Source organism: Advenella sp. S44, assembly GCF_002810445.1.
Taxonomy (GTDB): domain Bacteria; phylum Pseudomonadota; class Gammaproteobacteria; order Burkholderiales; family Burkholderiaceae_B; genus Advenella.
In genome coordinates this window covers 1,299,894-1,317,043 of the sequence record NZ_NEXS01000003.1, presented here as the reverse complement: position 1 = coordinate 1,317,043, position 17,150 = coordinate 1,299,894, and the positions used below count along the sequence as shown (strand labels likewise).

16 protein-coding genes are annotated in these 17,150 nt (G+C 54.3%); 3 read left to right on the top strand and 13 right to left on the bottom strand.

Annotation, left to right across the window (positions count from 1 at the left end; genetic code table 11):
* The first annotated feature begins 134 nt into the window (after nt 1-134).
* Complete coding sequence (gene sstT, locus CAP48_RS10120; RefSeq protein WP_100696090.1) at nt 135-1,373, top strand: serine/threonine transporter SstT; 1,239 nt, start codon at nt 135-137, stop codon at nt 1,371-1,373.
* 155 nt (nt 1,374-1,528) lie between these two features.
* Here sstT and CAP48_RS10115 read toward each other — a convergent pair whose 3' ends face one another.
* Together CAP48_RS10115 and CAP48_RS10110 are read right to left on the bottom strand one after the other, a co-directional pair.
* Nucleotides 1,529-1,858: a barstar family protein gene (locus CAP48_RS10115; protein ID WP_100696088.1), complete on the bottom strand. Its 330-nt coding sequence runs from the start codon at nt 1,856-1,858 to the stop codon at nt 1,529-1,531.
* Nucleotides 1,849-2,397, bottom strand: coding sequence for a ribonuclease domain-containing protein (locus CAP48_RS10110; RefSeq protein ID WP_242444380.1), 549 nt, complete (start codon nt 2,395-2,397; stop codon nt 1,849-1,851). The genes CAP48_RS10115 and CAP48_RS10110 overlap by 10 nt, the downstream gene beginning before the upstream one ends.
* 162 nt (nt 2,398-2,559) lie before the next feature.
* Here CAP48_RS10110 and CAP48_RS10105 point away from each other — a divergent pair, with 162 nt between their 5' ends.
* A complete protein-coding gene (locus tag CAP48_RS10105; RefSeq protein WP_100696086.1) occupies nt 2,560-3,906 on the top strand; it encodes an MFS transporter in 1,347 nt (448 codons plus the stop codon).
* A 326-nt stretch (nt 3,907-4,232) separates the two neighbouring features.
* Nucleotides 4,233-4,742 carry a hypothetical protein gene (locus CAP48_RS10100; protein ID WP_100696084.1) on the top strand — a complete coding sequence of 170 codons (510 nt, stop codon included), beginning with the start codon at nt 4,233-4,235 and terminating at the stop codon, nt 4,740-4,742.
* A 215-nt stretch (nt 4,743-4,957) separates the two neighbouring features.
* On the opposite strand, the gene CAP48_RS10095 is transcribed toward CAP48_RS10100, so the two are convergent.
* The 11 genes from CAP48_RS10095 to aroG form a co-directional block, all read right to left on the bottom strand.
* Nucleotides 4,958-6,667 (bottom strand): FMN-binding glutamate synthase family protein, encoded by a 1,710-nt coding sequence (locus CAP48_RS10095; RefSeq protein WP_100696082.1) that lies wholly within the window; start codon nt 6,665-6,667, stop codon nt 4,958-4,960.
* A 141-nt stretch (nt 6,668-6,808) separates the two neighbouring features.
* Nucleotides 6,809-7,300, bottom strand: a complete 492-nt coding sequence (locus CAP48_RS10090) for a hypothetical protein (RefSeq protein WP_100696080.1) — start codon at nt 7,298-7,300, stop codon at nt 6,809-6,811.
* Nucleotides 7,301-7,463: 163 nt separating this feature from the next.
* The gene (locus tag CAP48_RS10085) at nt 7,464-8,006 is read right to left on the bottom strand and encodes a hypothetical protein (RefSeq protein WP_100696078.1); all 543 of its coding nucleotides are present in this window, start codon (nt 8,004-8,006) and stop codon (nt 7,464-7,466) included.
* A gap of 193 nt (nt 8,007-8,199) precedes the next feature.
* Nucleotides 8,200-8,763 (bottom strand): carboxypeptidase-like regulatory domain-containing protein, encoded by a 564-nt coding sequence (locus CAP48_RS10080; protein WP_100696076.1) that lies wholly within the window; start codon nt 8,761-8,763, stop codon nt 8,200-8,202.
* Nucleotides 8,764-8,819: 56 nt separating this feature from the next.
* Nucleotides 8,820-9,014 (bottom strand): hypothetical protein, encoded by a 195-nt coding sequence (locus CAP48_RS20050; protein ID WP_153045677.1) that lies wholly within the window; start codon nt 9,012-9,014, stop codon nt 8,820-8,822.
* Between the two features lie 124 nt (nt 9,015-9,138).
* Nucleotides 9,139-10,515, bottom strand: coding sequence for an adenylosuccinate lyase (gene purB, locus CAP48_RS10075; protein ID WP_100696074.1), 1,377 nt, complete (start codon nt 10,513-10,515; stop codon nt 9,139-9,141).
* A 67-nt stretch (nt 10,516-10,582) separates the two neighbouring features.
* Nucleotides 10,583-11,701 (bottom strand): tRNA 2-thiouridine(34) synthase MnmA, encoded by a 1,119-nt coding sequence (mnmA, locus tag CAP48_RS10070; protein ID WP_100696072.1) that lies wholly within the window; start codon nt 11,699-11,701, stop codon nt 10,583-10,585.
* Nucleotides 11,702-11,750: 49 nt separating this feature from the next.
* The gene (gene glcF / locus CAP48_RS10065) at nt 11,751-12,977 is read right to left on the bottom strand and encodes a glycolate oxidase subunit GlcF (protein WP_100696070.1); all 1,227 of its coding nucleotides are present in this window, start codon (nt 12,975-12,977) and stop codon (nt 11,751-11,753) included.
* A 6-nt stretch (nt 12,978-12,983) separates the two neighbouring features.
* On the bottom strand, nt 12,984-14,081 hold the full coding sequence (glcE, locus tag CAP48_RS10060; RefSeq protein ID WP_100696068.1) for a glycolate oxidase subunit GlcE: 1,098 nt from the start codon (nt 14,079-14,081) through the stop codon (nt 12,984-12,986).
* Nucleotides 14,082-14,088: 7 nt separating this feature from the next.
* Nucleotides 14,089-15,594: an FAD-linked oxidase C-terminal domain-containing protein gene (locus CAP48_RS10055; RefSeq protein ID WP_100696066.1), complete on the bottom strand. Its 1,506-nt coding sequence runs from the start codon at nt 15,592-15,594 to the stop codon at nt 14,089-14,091.
* Nucleotides 15,595-15,793: 199 nt separating this feature from the next.
* On the bottom strand, nt 15,794-16,888 hold the full coding sequence (gene aroG / locus CAP48_RS10050) for a 3-deoxy-7-phosphoheptulonate synthase AroG (RefSeq protein WP_304529018.1): 1,095 nt from the start codon (nt 16,886-16,888) through the stop codon (nt 15,794-15,796).
* Nucleotides 16,889-17,150 lie beyond the last annotated feature (262 nt).

Here is a 17,150-nt window from a genome sequence, read left to right as displayed (position 1 = left end):
TTGCCCTTGTGCAACACCCCATTTCGTTTTCCTGCAGGTGCCCATCTGTCGCCGCGCGCCGGCCTCGGGTGCGAATCTCCGTGACGTTACTGCCCGTCGCTCCCGCTTGAAAACATGCATTTTGGAATGACATCATGACTCTGCAGCATTTACTGGCCGCCATCGCCCGCGGCAACCTGGTACGCCAGATTATCATCGGACTGGTACTTGGTATTCTGTTTGGGGTATTTTTTCCCCAGGCCGCCCAGTCCAGCCAAATTATCGGGACTTTCTTTACCAGTGCCCTGAAGGCAGTCGCCCCCATTCTGGTATTCGTCCTGGTTATGGCCGCCATCGCCCAGCATCGCAGCGGCACAGAAATTTATATCAAGCCCATTCTGCTGCTCTATATTTTGGGGACATTCCTGGCAGCACTGGTCGCAGTGGTGGCCAGCTTTGCCTTTCCGACAACGCTCGCCCTGGTCACCAGTCAGGTGACGCAAAACGCGCCAACGGGCATCGTCGAAGTGTTGCGCTCACTAGTGCTCAATATCGTCGATAACCCTGTCAACGCCCTTCTGTCAGCCAATTATATCGGCATTCTGAGCTGGGCCATTCTGTTGGGCATCGGTCTGCGTCATGTGGGCGAGAGCACCAAGTCCATGTTGAACGATGCGGCGCAAGCCGTCACCAATGTGGTGCGGTGGGTGATCCGTCTGGCGCCGCTGGGCATTTTTAGCCTGATTGCGGTAACCGTAGCCACGACCGGCCTGGGCGAACTCAAGGCTTACGGGCATCTGCTAATGGTTCTGGTCGGTTGCATGCTGTTTGTTGCGCTGGTGGTCAACCCGCTCATTGTTTTTTTTAAAATCCGTCGCAACCCCTACCCCCTGGTATTCCGATGCCTCGCAGAAAGTGGTGTGACCGCCTTTTTTACCCGCAGTTCGGCCGCCAACGTTCCGGTTAACCTGTTACTGTGCAAAAAGCTGGGATTGCACGAAGATACTTACTCGGTGTCGATTCCTCTGGGAGCCACCATCAATATGGCCGGCGCTGCCGTTACGATTACGGTCCTGACACTGGCGGCAGTCCATACACTGAATATCCCGGTAGATATTCCGACCGCATTTTTACTCAGCGTGCTGGCAACCATCGGTGCCTGCGGCGCCTCGGGCGTGCCAGGCGGCTCGCTGTTGCTGATCCCCATGGCCTGCAGCCTGTTTGGCATCAGCCATGATCTTGCGGCTCAGGTCGTCTCCGTCGGTTTTATCATCAGTGTGGTGCAGGACTCCAGCGAAACGGCACTCAATTCCTCTACCGATGTGCTGTTTACTGCCGCCTCGGACAAAGCCATGCAAGATCCCGCCGCCGCCATCGGCGACCGCGCAGCTTAGCAATTCTGGGGCACATGAGTGCCCGAAACAGAAAAAGAACAGAAAACCGGTTTATGGGTATGCCTTATGGGGCTGCCTGCAAGCCGGTTTTTGCTGCCCGGCTAAAGGCTTTAAGACTGTCCGGCGAGCCCGGCCAATATGCGTTACATTGCCGTTCAATCCAGCTCAAGCTGGACATCATCCCGCTCGCTGGCGACTGCCCTGAAAATATCCAGCAGTCCCTCATAATGCAATTCGCCCAGTTCGATCGCGCAACTAGCGTGCCCTTGCCAGATAATCCGATAAGGCCCCTTGACGTCGGTGCTCAGGCTATCGTAAAGAGCGTCAAGGTTACGACCGAAATACGGCGGCAGATGCAGGCATATTTGCAACTGGTCATATACGTCATCAATAGAGCAGATATGGGTTAGCTCGCAAGTCTTGACCGGCGGTGTTGTACGGCGTGCCGCCTGCATTTTCCTGCGTTTCGAGGTTCTCATCGACATGCTGGCACCTTGCGGAATGTTTCATAATGATCAACGGTCACATACTGTGGCCCGGCGGGGGAAAAAATCAGACGTTTGGCATTGCGCTTTTTGCCGCGATAGTCCAGATCCGCCTCTTTCCATTGCCCCTGTGGCAAACGGCGCTCGTAGTTACCAAAATGGTCACCGCCGATAGATTTGCCGCGCAGCGCAGGAATATCGGAAAAATAACGCCCGGCAGACCATCCCAATGCACGTGCCTGTTTTTTGGTCACAAAATAGGCAGGCAACCGTTGGGTGGACCCCAGTGAGCGCACAATGTCAGCCAGTTGGGCCGGATCGATCTTTCCGCCGAGCGCCTCTTTATTGAAGGCATCCAGCACAACTTCACAACGGTCGCGTCCGCCTTGTACAGATTGACCGGTGCCCAGCGGTTCCGGTTCAGGCGCCGATGCAGGTGCCGACCAGCCCATCGCGTGGGTTGGGCCACAAATCATAAATATCAATGGCAACAGAAAGCGTTGCATTTCACCACTCGCCAACGTGTTTTCAGTGCTCAAAGTGTAGCTCATTGTCTTGACAGAATGACGAAAACTCCGCTCATTCAAGGATACATTTTACGTAAATGAGCGTGGCTTTTTAACCGCGATCCTGCATTTTGGTTTAATGTTGCGACTGTTGTTTCTGTCCGGCAGCTTGCACTGCTGTAACATTCATTTTCCATGACAAAACCCGCCTCTCACGACACAGCTCACAACGGTTCAGATTCCCAGGCCGCTAGACATATCATGTTGCAGCGCCGCTTTGCGCCCTATTTCTGGACACAGATATCGGGCGCGGCCAATGACAACCTGTTCAAGTTTGCAGTCACGATCATGCTGACTTATCATGTTTCGGTCAGCTGGCTGCCGCCCGAAATGGCCGGCGTTGTTATCAACGGCATGTTCATCGTTCCCTTTTTGTTGCTCTCGGCCGTCAGCGGGCAGATGTCGGACAAATTCGAGAAAGCGCAGTTCATGCGCTGGATAAAAACCGTAGAAATCGGCATCATGGCGCTTGCAGGCTTCGCACTCGTTTACCAGCAGGTGTACATCCTGCTTCTTTGCGTGCTGCTCATGGGCATCCACTCGACGGTTTTCGGGCCGGTTAAATTCGCTTACCTGCCACAGGTTTTTCATGGCACCACGCTGGTCAGCAGCAACGGATGGGTGGAGATGGGTACGTTTGTCGCCATTTTGCTGGGCAATATGGCCGGCGGATTTATGGCGGGTATCGACGGCGTTGGTTACCATTATGTCGCTGCCAGTTGTCTGTTGATTGCCGTCGTGGGCCGCCTGTGCTCCGCGCTTGTTCCGCCGACCCCAGTCTCTTCGCCCGAGCTGCAACTGGACTGGAACCCGGTGGGCGGAACGATAGAAAATATGAAATACGCCTTTCATGATCGGCACGTTTTCAAGAGCATTCTACTGATCAGCTGGATGTGGTTTTTCGGAGCCGTATATCTGAACATCTTCCCCGTTTTCGCCAAGGAGATTCTGCGTGGCGATGAGCAGGTGGCCACCCTGCTGCTGGGTGTGTTTTCCGTAGGCGTGGGATTTGGCTCTGTGCTTTGCGGCTGGATTGGGAAAAAGGGCCTGAACGTGCTCAAGCTTGTTCCCATTGGCGCGATGGGCATGACCGTATTTTCTGTTGCGCTATATTTCACCGCTGATGATTTGAACGCCACGCATCTGCTGGCCCTGCATGAATTTATCACACTGCCATCAAACTGGCTGCTGATTGCGGGACTCTTCCTGCTGAGCATGTCAGCCGGATTGTATAGCGTTCCGCTTTATGTGCTGATCCAGCAGAAAACGCCAAAAACGCACTCTTCGCGCGTAATCGCGGCCAACAATATCATGAATGCCATTTTCCTGGTGGCCAGCTCCGTCATTACCGGACTATTGCTGGCCTTCAGCACCGTACCGCTGATCGTACTGTTCCTGGGTATTACGAACGCTATATTTGTTTTTGTGGTGATGCGCTCGGACCATTCGTATATCACGGAGATGAGCGAGCCCATGGAGTAATACACTGACGCCGGGGACCAAAAAGCCGTGTAGCGACGTAGCGACGTAGCGACGTAGCGACGTAGCGACGTAGCGACGTAGCGACGTAGCGACGTAGCGACGTAGCGGAGTCAGCGAATCAGCGAATCAGCGAATCAGCGAATCAGCGAATCGCAAATTATGACAAACTCATCTACCGGCTTTTTACCGCTTTCCGATAGTATGATTTCGTAAATATGTTTATCGGTTACTGAAATTTCTGACCGCAGCAAATAAGATATAGTATATTGACTCGTCAAAGTCAGGAGCGGCGGTTTATACTGCCAATCACAAGCGTAAGGAAATACATGAAATCGTTCATCAAGTTGCTCATTTTGCTGCTCGTTGCGGCTGCCATTGCCTTTGGCGCGTGGAAGATTATTGAGACAACTCTTTTTAATGACGACGATGTCGAGCCCCCACAACAATCCGAGCTGCGTGCCCCGCCTCCCGCACCGGCGCCACCACCGAAACCGGAAGACCCCTATCAGAATGCACAAGGCGAGGATTCCAGCAATGACAGCGCACCCGTCACACTAACCTGCGATGATGCCAGCAAAATTATTGCCGACCTCTACGATATGCGCGTAAACGGCAAATCGCAGGACGAAGCCAACGAGGTTGTCAGTAATAACGCTGCAATTCCCGACGAACGTGTCTCTTCATTTATTGAGTTTGTTGACCTGCTGTGGTCGACTTCACCGGATAAGATCGCCGAAAAGGATCGCTTTATCAAAGACTTTACTGCCAATTGCGAGAAACTGGCCGAATCGCCTTCGCCATCACCTGCAGCCGCAGCCCAACCTGCAACACGCTGAAATCTGCTATTGATTGACCTGAAGTCCAGGTTGTCTTGCCATGAGGACGCATCACCGCATCACCGCATCACCGCAGCACATGACAAGCAGCGTCACTCAGAACCCAACAATGTTGAACGGGGATTTGGACACATTCACCAATCCGCCGACCGGAACGAGACAAGGGCGTTCGTTCACAGCAAGACCCTATCCCATCCGGCGCCGTTATAACGCCGTTACAGCGCCGTTCTAGGCGCAGGAATCGGCGCGTCCTTTCCTGTCGGCTTTTCACCGGCCTGGTAACCCATGTTTATCTCGCTGGCGACCAGGTCAACGGAGCGCGCGGGCGCAAATGAGTGCGCCTGGGCCAGCGGCCAGCAAATTTCAAAAATACGCAGTCGATAATTGCCCTTGAGCAAATCGCCCTTCTCCAGCTCGGGATATATTGCCGATAGCACCTTCACTTCGGCACTTGAGATGCGGCGCACCACATGGTGCGCCCGCAATTGGTCGGGATGGGTCAGTCCGGCCGCCTGCAGTAATTCGGCCAGGGCTGCGACCGTATTGCGATGAAAATGCATGACACGATCCGCCTTATCGCTCACGACAATGGCGCGCTGGCGCGAGGGGTCCTGCGTTGCCACCCCGGACGGACACTTGTCCGTATGACAAGCCTGTGCCTGAATACACCCGACCGCAAACATAAAACCACGCGCGCTATTGCACCAGTCTGCACCCAGCGCCAATGTCCTGAGCATATCAAAGGCGGATATGATTTTTCCCGACGCGCCGATCTTGATGCGCTCACGTAAGCCAACTCCGACCAGGGCGTTGTGCACCAGCCGGAGCGCCTCCTTCAACGGCACGCCCATGTGATCAACAAATTCCACGGGAGCTGCACCGGTTCCACCCTCGGCGCCATCCACGACAATAAAGTCGGGCGTGATATCGGTCTGGAGCATGGCCTTGACAATGCCAAACCATTCCCACGGGTGCCCGATACATAATTTGAAACCCACGGGTTTGCCGCCAGACAGCTCACGCAGGCGCTTGACAAACTGAAGCAGCTCCACCGGCGTACTGAAGGCCGAATGCGCTGCCGGCGAGTCGCAATCGACGCCTGGCGTAATACCGCGAACCAGAGCGATCTCGGGCGTCACCTTGGCGCCCGGCAGTATACCGCCGTGGCCAGGCTTGGCTCCCTGCGACAACTTGATTTCAATCATCTTGACATTGGGCAGCTTCGCCTTCTGAGCAAACGCGCTCTCGGAAAAATGTCCGTTTTCATCCCGACAGCCGAAGTAGCCCGAGCCGATATTCCAAACCAGATCGCCCTGACCTTCAAGATGGTACGCGCTGATTCCCCCCTCGCCTGTGTCATGAGCAAACCCGCCGGCCTTGGCGCCGTGATTGAGCGCGCGAATCGCATTGGCCGACAAGGCGCCGAAGCTCATTGCAGAAATATTAAATACCGACATGCTATAGGGCTGGCTACATTGTTCCTGCCCGATGGTAATTCGAAAATTCCGATCTGGAATATGGCTGGGCACCATGGAATGATTAACCCATTCGTAGTCTTCCCGGTAGACATTCTCTATCGTGCCAAAGGGCCGTTTGTCAATTTGCTGCTTGGCCCGTTGATAGACAATAGAGCGCTGTGCGCGCGAAAACGGCAAAGTATCGGTATCGCTTTCAATAAAATACTGACGCAATTCGGGCCGGATAAATTCCAGCAAAAAACGCAAATTGCCGATGACCGGATAATTACGCTTGACCGAATGGCGCGGCTGGATCAGATCGTGTATACCAACCAATGTCAGTAACAGACAAACCACTGCAGCAACGTACCACCCGTGACCGCCGACCATCCCGAGGACGGAGAAAAACGCGGCACCAATAATAACCAGGAAGAATGCCAGAAAGCGGGCAGGAAATGACAGCAGCATTGTGCACCTTTATAGGACGAGGAGGAGCATAGGATACGACTTATCCATGACAATATCAAAAGCCGAAAAAAAGCCCCGCCGCTAGGCGAGGCTTGGGCTGACATTGAACCGGGTAAATGACAGCCGTTTGGACAGCAAGTATTACTTCGCTGCAGTTTTTGGCGCAATGGCCTCTACAACAGATCCGGCAACCTGATCATCACGAACCATGAAGAGGAAATCATCGTTCTGGCGGATACCTGTGAGGGAAGCCAGCTGACCGCCTACAGTGGTTGCATAGCCCTGTCCCTTGGGTGCGGCGTTGAGCGCAGCAACACCCGCTGGATTCAGAGACAATTTAACAAAAGACCGACCCTGGCTGTCGCGAACACGGTCAACGCTAGTCAGGTTCGCACGAGTGATGATGGGCGTTTTGCTGACATAAATGGTCTGTTTCTCACTCAGCTTAACAGGACGATAACTTTTAATGACTTTGTCAGAAGCCAGGAAAACGTCTACTGCAGTACCTTGTGCAGCAGGGGTCTGTGCAGTGGTGCCGGGAGTGCTCTCGGTACCGGTCTTCATTGAGTTACATCCAGCCAGAACTGCGGCCAGAGGAAGCACAATCAACGCAACTTTTCTGGATAATTTCATAGTATTTCCTAATTAAAACTAATTTGAGAACAACTTCGCATAAAGTCGTCCGTTTACGTTACAACAGTTTCACAGAAAAAACAACGTGCAATTGTTAACAATGTTCAGAGTGAAACCCGGGCGCAACGCAACGGCACGACAGAACCGAAGACCCGCGACGATATTACTGGTTACCGCGAATAATATCTGCTGCTGTTTTGGCATTATTCAACGTTGCCATCGGCATGAGCAATACACCATCGTCGACCGCGCCAGGCGAGGCAATTGTTGTGGAAAATATGGAGTCATTCAGACTGGCCAGTACCATTTTTCCCTTTACCGACTTACCGGAAATTTCAGCATTAAGCTTGCGGGCACCTTCGGGCGTAACACGCAATCCCAGGGCGGGCCGATCACCGGCCTTGGTCACAAACACATTCTTGATATCGGCACTTGTCAGAATCGGTCCGACTCCTTGATAAGTCTGGTCTCCAACCTGCAACGGAATGGTTTTGGAAGATTTGCCCTTGGTCGCCTTGGGTGCAGTTGTCGAACCCACGTAGACCTGCAGATTTCCAGCGCCGGTTGTCTTGACTGGCGTTGTTGAAATGCCGGGGCGCACTTGCGTTGTGGCAGCCGTTTTGGACGTGCCCAATTTTTCAAAAAAACTGCATCCACCAAGAGCGGTCGCAACGGCAGCGACAGTAACAAGCGTAATCAATTTCATAGTTTGCCTTTCTAATAAATGAAAATTGTTGCATTAGCACAAAGCACAACTTTTGCCTGCGTAAATTTAATCATCTATGCGGGCTAAATTCATTGCAAAATGTGAATGGTGCGAATTGTAGGGGAAGAAAATCGGTGAGACAAATGTAACAGGCGCGACAAATTTTGCTGCAGATCAAAAAGTAAATGCATGCTCAATGAAAGTAACCCCGGCATTTGTCACTGTCTGACAGGTTAATCGTATTGGTCCCCGGTGCGAGCCTGACTTTTTTGGCCAGCAACCCGCCGTATTGGACAGCACCCGAGAACGGCTTGGTATCCATCCAGTAAAGCCGCGTCGTAAGGTAATACTCGCCTGCCGGTACGTTGGTAAAGGCGAACTGTCCGAAGGAGTTGGTTTTGGTCGCGTAGGCTCTGGCGGCATAGCGCGGATCCGGTTTACCGGCCAGCACATGCCCGCGCCGGCAGACCACATTGAACCATTGATCGCTCATGGCCGATACAGGATTGAGCACCACATCGACATGGCCACCACTACGCTCGCCACCATTGATAGCGTCGTAAATAAATGCGCGCCCCACCAGCATCGTCGGCTGCCCTATTGGCAAGGCATAGGCGCTTTCGTCGTAGGCGATTCGTTCCACTTGCTTGCGCGGCGAATGGCTAAGTGAATGGTCCTTGCCGGTCTTCGTAGAGGAGCACCCGGCCACCACGGCCGCTGCAATGACCACAAGAAGGACTTTGATTGAACGCGACATGAGTACCTGTAAGCTGAATTGTATAGTTTGCTTATCATAGACTAACTCCGTCGCAATTACACTGCAAATAACAAAATAACGGTAAAGTCGGAGCGGCGAATTTGTGCTGAAAACGAGCCGCTGGAACGCGACAAATGAATATCATCAGGGGCGAAATCTGTCTTTGGAACGCTTTGGCGGGGGGTGGTTGTTTGTGTGGCGGGCACTATTTTTAAGCCCCTGTGACGTTCCTTTACATCTGGAATATCCAATTACCTGCGGTGCAGGCGGGTAACTGCCAATTTGTTCTTTCAGTACCACAGTTGCACACGACGATGATCCGGCAATCTCAGGCCGGCATCATCGCCTTGCGAAATGTCCTGCCGATGACGGCGATCAGATTTTGGCGGCCAGCTCTGCCGCCAGGCCGATATAGCTGCGCGGCGTCATCTGCAGTAATCGCTGCTTGGCCTCTTGTGGCAATTGCAAGCCCTCGACGAAATCGCGCAGTGCTTCCTCGGTAATGCCACGACCACGCGTCAAGGCCTTCAGTTGCTCATAAGGTTCAGGCAGGCCATGGCGACGCATTACGGTTTGCACCGGCTCGGCCAGCACTTCCCAGCACTGATCAATATCGCGATCAATCGCCTGCGGATTGAGCTCAAGCTTGCCCAGTCCCTTGCTGCATGAGTCCCAGGCAACCATGCAATAACCCAGCGCAACGCCCAGGTTGCGTAGCACGGTGGAGTCAGTCAAGTCACGCTGCCAACGCGAGACGGGCAGCTTTTCCGATAAGTGCTTAAGGACCGCGTTAGCCAGGCCAATATTGCCCTCGGAGTTTTCAAAGTCAATGGGGTTGACTTTGTGCGGCATGGTCGAAGACCCGACTTCACCTTCACGCAAACGCTGCTTGAAGTAACCGAGCGCAATATAGCCCCAAATGTCGCGATTCAGATCCAGCAGAATCGTATTGGCGCGTGCGATCGCATCAAACAGCGCTGCCATCCAGTCATGCGGTTCGATCTGGATCGTGTAGGGGTTTTGCGTTAGCGATAAATCGCCCAGCACTTTCTTACTGATAGCAGGCCAGTCCAACTCAGGATACGCAGAATAATGCGCATTGTAGTTGCCCGTTGCGCCATTGAGTTTGGCCAGCGGCTGGACAGCACAAATGGCAGCAATCGCCGTGTCAAGACGTGCCGCCACGTTGGCAAATTCCTTACCCATGGTGGTGGGGCTGGCCGGCTGGCCGTGGGTACGGGCCAGCATGGGTTGACTCGCAAACTGGCGGGCATAATCCTTCAGAATGGAAAGCAGGTTCTGCAGCGTGGGCACAATCACCTGATCACGGGCGCGCGTGAGCATCAGTGCATGCGAGGTATTGTTAATGTCTTCCGAGGTGCAGGCAAAGTGAATGAATTCAGCTGCGGCGGACAACTCATCGTTGCCGGCCGCTTTCTCTTTGAGCCAGTACTCCACCGCCTTGACGTCATGATTGGTTTTCTTCTCGATATCCTTGATCCGCTGCGCATCAGATTCGCTGAAGGCCTGGATCCAGCTACGTAAGGTTTTTTCGGCTTGAGCAGAAAACGGCGGCAATTCGCTCAGGCCCGCCTGTGATAGCGCGATAAGCCACGACACTTCGACTTCCACACGATGCGCCATGAATCCGGCCTCGGACAGAAAGGGCCGCAGGGCCGCACCACGGGAGGCATAGCGACCATCCAGCGGAGAAAGCGCATTGAGCGGGGTAATCGAATCAGAAATATTCATAATGAAATAAAAGAAAAAATAAAAGTGAGAGTTACTGGCACAAGCAAGTTATCCGGCCAGACCAATTTCAGGAAATAATGCCGCCACCCAGACAGATATCGCCGTCATACAGAACACTGGACTGACCGGGTGTCACGGCCCATTGCGGTTGGGAAAATTGCAAATGCAATTGTCCCGGATCGCTAGCAGCAACCAGTTCACAGGGCGCATCGGCCTGGCGATAGCGCGTCTTGGCCCCATAGGGTCCGGCAATAGGCGCGCGGCCGGCAATCCAGCTGACGTCTTCTGCATATACATCGTGCCTGAGCAACCACGGATGATCATGACCAGATACCACATACAGAATATTGTTTTGCAAGTCCTTGCGCGCAACATACCAGGCATCGGCAATGCCGTCGTCATTCTGGCGACCCTTTACCCCCCCAATACCCAGGCCCTTGCGCTGGCCCAACGTATAAAAAGCCAGGCCATGATGTTGCCCCACCTGCTGCCCATCGTCGGTAAGAATGGGACCCGGATTGGTGGGAAGGTAGCGATTCAGAAACTCACGAAATGGTCGCTCGCCAATAAAGCAGATGCCGGTAGAATCTTTTTTGCCGGCATTAGGCAGGCCCAGCTTGTGGGCGATCTTGCGCACTTCGGTTTTGTCGATTTCACCCAGCGGGAACATGGCCTTGGACAGTTGCGCCTGATTAAGCCGGTGCAGAAAATAACTCTGGTCCTTGCTCGCATCCATGCCCTTGAGCAATTCGTATTCGGTCCCGCCGTCCCGCTGCACAGCGCGAACGCGGGCGTAATGGCCCGTGGCAATGTAGTCGGCGCCTAATGTGAGTGCGTGATCAAGAAAGGCCTTGAACTTGATCTCGGCATTACAAAGCACATCGGGATTAGGCGTGCGCCCGGCAGAATATTCGCGCAGAAATTCGGAAAAAACACGATCTTTATAGTCTGCGGAAAAATTGACCGCTTCGATATCGACGCCCACCAGATCGGCAACACTGGCGGCGTCCAACCAGTCCTGGCGAGACGAACAGTATTGCGAATCGTCATCGTCTTCCCAGTTTTTCATGAAAAGCCCGATGACCTCGTAGCCTTGCTCTTTGAGCAGCCAGGCGCTTACCGATGAGTCTACGCCGCCGGACATGCCGACGACGACACGGGGTTTTACAGTGGATTGTTCAGTCATGGACGATATTTTACCGCCCGGACCGGTAAAACGGGGGAATCGAGGCCTTCTAGTCGCTTAACGCCTCATCAACCACCTCGACCCAGTGACGCACGGGCGTCTGGGTGCCCGTTTGCAAGTGTGACATGCACCCCATGTTGGATGTGATAATGACATCAGGGGAGGTTTGGCCGATGGCATCGAGCTTGCGATCTCGCAGGCCGGTGGCAATCTCTGGTTGCAGCACGGAATACGTTCCCGCAGATCCGCAACACAAGTTAGCCTCATCAAATGCCTTAAGCCCGAATCCCAAGTCGGCCAGCAATGTTTCCGTCAGCGGGCGCAGGCCCTGCCAGTGTTGCAGGGTACAGGGCGGATGAAACGCCGCGGCAGGTGGCAAGGGCTTTTTGAATTTCGCTTTCAGTTTGTCGGCCTCTGGCGCGATGACTTCTGCAATATCCTTGACATGCTGGATCAGATCGCGGGCCTTTTGCGCATAGGCCGGCTCATTGCGAAGATAAAACGGATACTCTTTGACAAACGCCCCGCAACCGGATGCATTCATGATGACCGCTTCAACTTCGCCCGACTCCAGCAGCGGCAGCCAGGCATCGATATTGCTTTTCATCTGGACAATGCTGTTATTGACCTTATCCAGATGAAAATTGACAGCGCCGCAACACGTATTACGACTGACATCGACTGATGAAATCCCCGCAGCATCCAGCACCCGTACGGTAGCAGCGTCAATCGAGGGCATCAGCGCGGGCTGCACGCAACCGCGCGGCACCAGGACTTTGCGCGCGTGACTGCCGGCGGGACGCTTGCCCGCAGGACGGGCCTGCGGCAGTTTGGCTGCCAGGGTGGCAGGCATGAAAGAGCGCATCATGCGACCCAGTTTCACCGCCGGTGCAAAGGCCGGGGAATTTAGGCCGGCCGCCAGAAGGCTGCGACGAAAACGGTCGGTCGGCGTACGAGTGACCCGCTCGGCAACCAATTCGCGCCCGATGTCGACCAGATGCCCGTATTGCACGCCAGAGGGGCACGTCGTTTCGCAATTGTGGCAAGTGAGGCACTGGTCCAGATGCTTCTGAGTGATGCTGGTAGGTTCCTTGCCCTCGACGATTTCCTTGATCAGATAAATACGACCGCGCGGACTATCGCGCTCGTCGCCCAGTATCTGGTAGCTGGGACAGGTGGCCGAACAAAATCCGCAATGCACGCATTTGCGCAGGATCGCGTCCACTTCTTCGCCATAACTACTGTTTTTTGCCCAGTCGGCAAGATTGGTCTGCATAATACCTTAAATATTCCTGAGTAACCGGTCCGAATAAAATGTACCCAGCGGGTCAAGATTGCTTTTAAGCCGCCGCGTAATGGCGGCAATGCCGGCGCTGACAGGATGAAATACGCCATCGGCCGGCTGACTGGTGCCCGCGCCTGCACGGAACAGCGTAGCGTGACCGCCGCGTTGGGCGGCAGCATGGCGAATATTGGTGACATCGCCCACCTGCCGCAGCCACCGCTGCGCGCCCCCCCACTCCAGCAACGGAACCGATTCGTTCACCGTCTCGGCTAGCGGCGGCACAGACACACGCCAGACGGTATCGCCAAAAAACGGGTGAGTCTGCTCCCTGAGCGAGAGCCACAATTGATTTGCCAATTGCGTATCCATACGCTCGCCCCCCACGACGGCGCATGCTTGTTTGACGGCCGGCTCAGCGCCCGAAATGCGAACGTACAAAACACCGTCCTGCGAATCGTCGTGGGGAATCCAGGCCGAGGCGCTTATGCCCAATGATTTGGCCTGCCACTGACCAAAACAATCGAAGGCTTCGTTAAGACTGCAGTGACGCTGCAACGTCACCTCGGCAATGGGTTTCGGCAGTACCTTGAATGACACTTCAAGAATCGGACCAAACACGCCCATCGACCCGGTAAGCAGACGTGACATGTCATAGCCGGCCACATTTTTCATGACTGTGCCGCCAAATCGCAAAATCTGCCCTTCGGCGTTGAGCAGTTGTGTTCCCAGAACGAAGTCGCTGGCGCTGCCTACCGCCATGCGGCCCGGGCCCGCCAGGCCGGTTGCAATCGCACCGCCAATCGTCGCCTGTTCACCAAAATGCGGGGGCTCCCAGGCCAGCCGCTGATTGTTTTCGTCCAGTACCGCTTCGATGTCGCGCAACAAGGTCCCACAGCGGGCAGTCATGACCAGCTCTGTCGGTTCATAACTGCTGATTCCGTTGTAAGGCGCCACATCCAGCTCGACCAGTTGTTCATTGTGAACCATGGCATTGCCGTAAAATGCTTTCGTGCCCCCTGCGCGAATGACAATTTGCTTGCGACCTGCCACCGCTGCCACAACCTGTTCTGCCAGATCTTCTTTGATGAAATTCATAGGATACTTAGAAACGTTCGATATCGGGAAAAGCGATCTGGCCGCCATGCACGTGCATGCGACCATATTCGGCGCAGCGGTTCAGTGTTGGAATCTGCTTGGTTGGGTTGAGCAGCATCTCCGGATCAAAGGCTCTTTTCAGGGCAGTAAAGGCATCCAGTTCTTCACGGGTGAACTGCGAACACATCTGGTTGATTTTCTCCAGGCCTACGCCATGCTCTCCGGTAACGGTGCCACCCACCTTAATGCACAATTCAAGAATGTCCGCACCAAAATCTTCCGCCCGCCGAACCGAATCCGGATCGTTTGCATCAAACAAAATAAGGGGATGTAAATTGCCATCGCCAGCATGGAACACATTGGCGCAACCCAACTGATACTTCTCTTCCATTTTCACCATTTCGCTAAGCACGTGGGCCAGCTGGTTTTTTGGAATCGTTCCATCCATGCAATAGTAGTCAGGCGAGATACGCCCGGCCGCGGGAAACGCATTTTTCCGACCGGCCCAGAAACGCAATCGCTCCTGCTCGGACTGGGACGTTTGCAAACGCGTCGCACCGCAGTCGGAAAATACTTTTTCCATGCGAGCGATTTCATCCTGCACTTCAGCCTCGGTGCCATCGGACTCACATAGCAAAATGGCTTCGGCCTGCAGGTCATAGCCGGCATTCACAAAAGGCTCAACCATATGGGTTGCGCGTTTGTCCATCATTTCCAGTCCGGCTGGAATGATCCCCGATCCGATAATGTTTTGTACTGCCTCGCCCGCCGCCTCTACCGAGGCAAAGCTTGCCATAATGACGCGCGCGACCTGCGGTTTTGGAATAAGCTTGACCTTGACTTCGGTGACAATGCCCAGCATGCCTTCAGAGCCGATAAAGGCCGGCAGAAGATTTAAGCCCGGTGCATCGGGGGCATCGGTACCCAGTTCCAGAATGTCGCCATCAATCGTCACAATACGCACGCGAATCACATTGTGAACGGTCAGGCCGTACTTCAGGCAATGGACGCCGCCGGCATTCTCGGCAATATTGCCGCCGATGGAACAGGCAATCTGGCTGGAAGGATCCGGTGCGTAATACAGCCCGTAAGCGGCTGCAGCCTCTGATACGGCAAGGTTGCGCACGCCAGGCTCAACAATGGCCGTTGCCGCCTGCGGATCAATATGCCGAATGCGATTAAGTTTGGAAACACCCAGCAACACGCCCTGCGAATGCGGCGTGGCGCCCCCCGACAGCCCCGTGCCGGCGCCGCGGGGCACCACGGGTACGCTGAATTTTTTACAGGTTTTCAAAACATGAACGATCTGCGCCTCGTTTTCGGGAAGCACAACCACACCCGGTATTTCCTTGAACAGCGTCAGGCCGTCGCACTCAAATGGTTTCTTTTCCTCAAGGCGGGACAGCACGCAATGCGCGGGAAGACCGCGATGCAATTCGGCGATCAACTTGGAAAAATCCGGCTCGTTTTCTGCGGCCTGCGGTGCATGTCGCAGCTCGACACTCACATCCATGACAACCCTTTTTTAAAACAACTGGTGTAAACGTCAAAGTATACCCCGCCGGGCCACCAACCAAAACGTGATTAACCCTAATGATTATTCACTCTTGCGGCAAAGCAAAATGACTTCGGGGCATATAATGCGCGCTGCAGCAGGCCGTTCACACGGCCCGCCCGATTGCAACGGCACGCCGCATGCATGCGCTTTGCGCTCAGGTATTGATGTCGGCTTTCTGCTCGCGACGCGAACGTACTGCCTGGGCCAGGCGCTCCAGTACCTGCACCGACGTGTCCCATCCGATACAGCCATCCGTTATGCTTTGTCCGTAAGTCAGCTCGACCCCTTCTTTCAGGTCCTGACGGCCGGCCACCAGATGACTCTCTACCATCACGCCACAAATACGGTGGTCGCCAGACTCCATCTGTCCCGCGACGTCTTCGATGACCTGCGGCTGGTTCTCATATTTCTTGTTACTGTTGGCATGACTGGCATCAATCATAATTCGGCTGGGCAGACCTGCCTTGGACAACTGCTCGGACATCAGATTGATGCTTTGCACATCATAATTGGGCGCCTTGCCCCCGCGCAGAATGACATGACAATCGTCATTACCGACCGTGGACACAATGGCCGAATGTCCGCCCTTTGTCACCGATAGAAAATGATGCGGCTGGGAAGCGGCATTGATCGCGTCAATGGCGATCTTGATATTGCCGTCGGTCCCGTTCTTGAAACCCACCGGACATGACAGGCCAGATGCCAGTTCACGATGCACCTGGCTCTCGGTGGTACGCGCGCCAATGGCGCCCCAGGAAACCAGATCGGCAATATACTGCGGCGTGATCATATCCAGAAATTCGCAGCCTGCCGGTACGCCGCTTTCATTGACCTCAAGCAGCAGCTCCCGGGCCAGCCGCACGCCTTTGTTGATATTGAAGCTGCCATCAAGATCCGGATCGTTGATCAGCCCCTTCCAGCCAACCGTTGTGCGCGGTTTTTCGAAATAAACCCGCATCACGATCTCCAGGTCCTCACTGAAGCGGTCACGCTGCTCCTTGAGTCGTTTCACGTATTCGCGCGCAGCGGACGGGTCGTGGATCGAACACGGGCCGATAATGACGACAAGCCGATCGTCCTTGGCGTGCAGGATCCGATGGATCGCCTCACGCGTATCATGCACTAGGCCGGACACCTGAGTAGAGCAGGTGAACTCGCGCATCAGATGCGATGGCGGGCTAAGCTCTTTAATTTCTCGAATACGTAAATCGTCAGTATTGTGGGACACAGAAAACTCCAGATAGATCATTAAACAATGGGTCGAATCGGTTATAAGCTTGCTCAGCCCGGCAGTGCATCGCATAAAACGAAAAAGGCCACCAGAAATTCTGGCGGCCTTTTGGTGTCTTGTAGCTTCTTGCTGCTTTCGCTAAGTACGCAACGTCCTTTTCTCCGCCTATCGCGTCGAAAATGTAAAATAAAAGAAGAAAAAAACGTTGCTCACTTGTTTCATAACAGCAATCCTAGCACAGCTTTTTAGGCTGCGGCGTGTCAATCGGCCGCAAAACAAA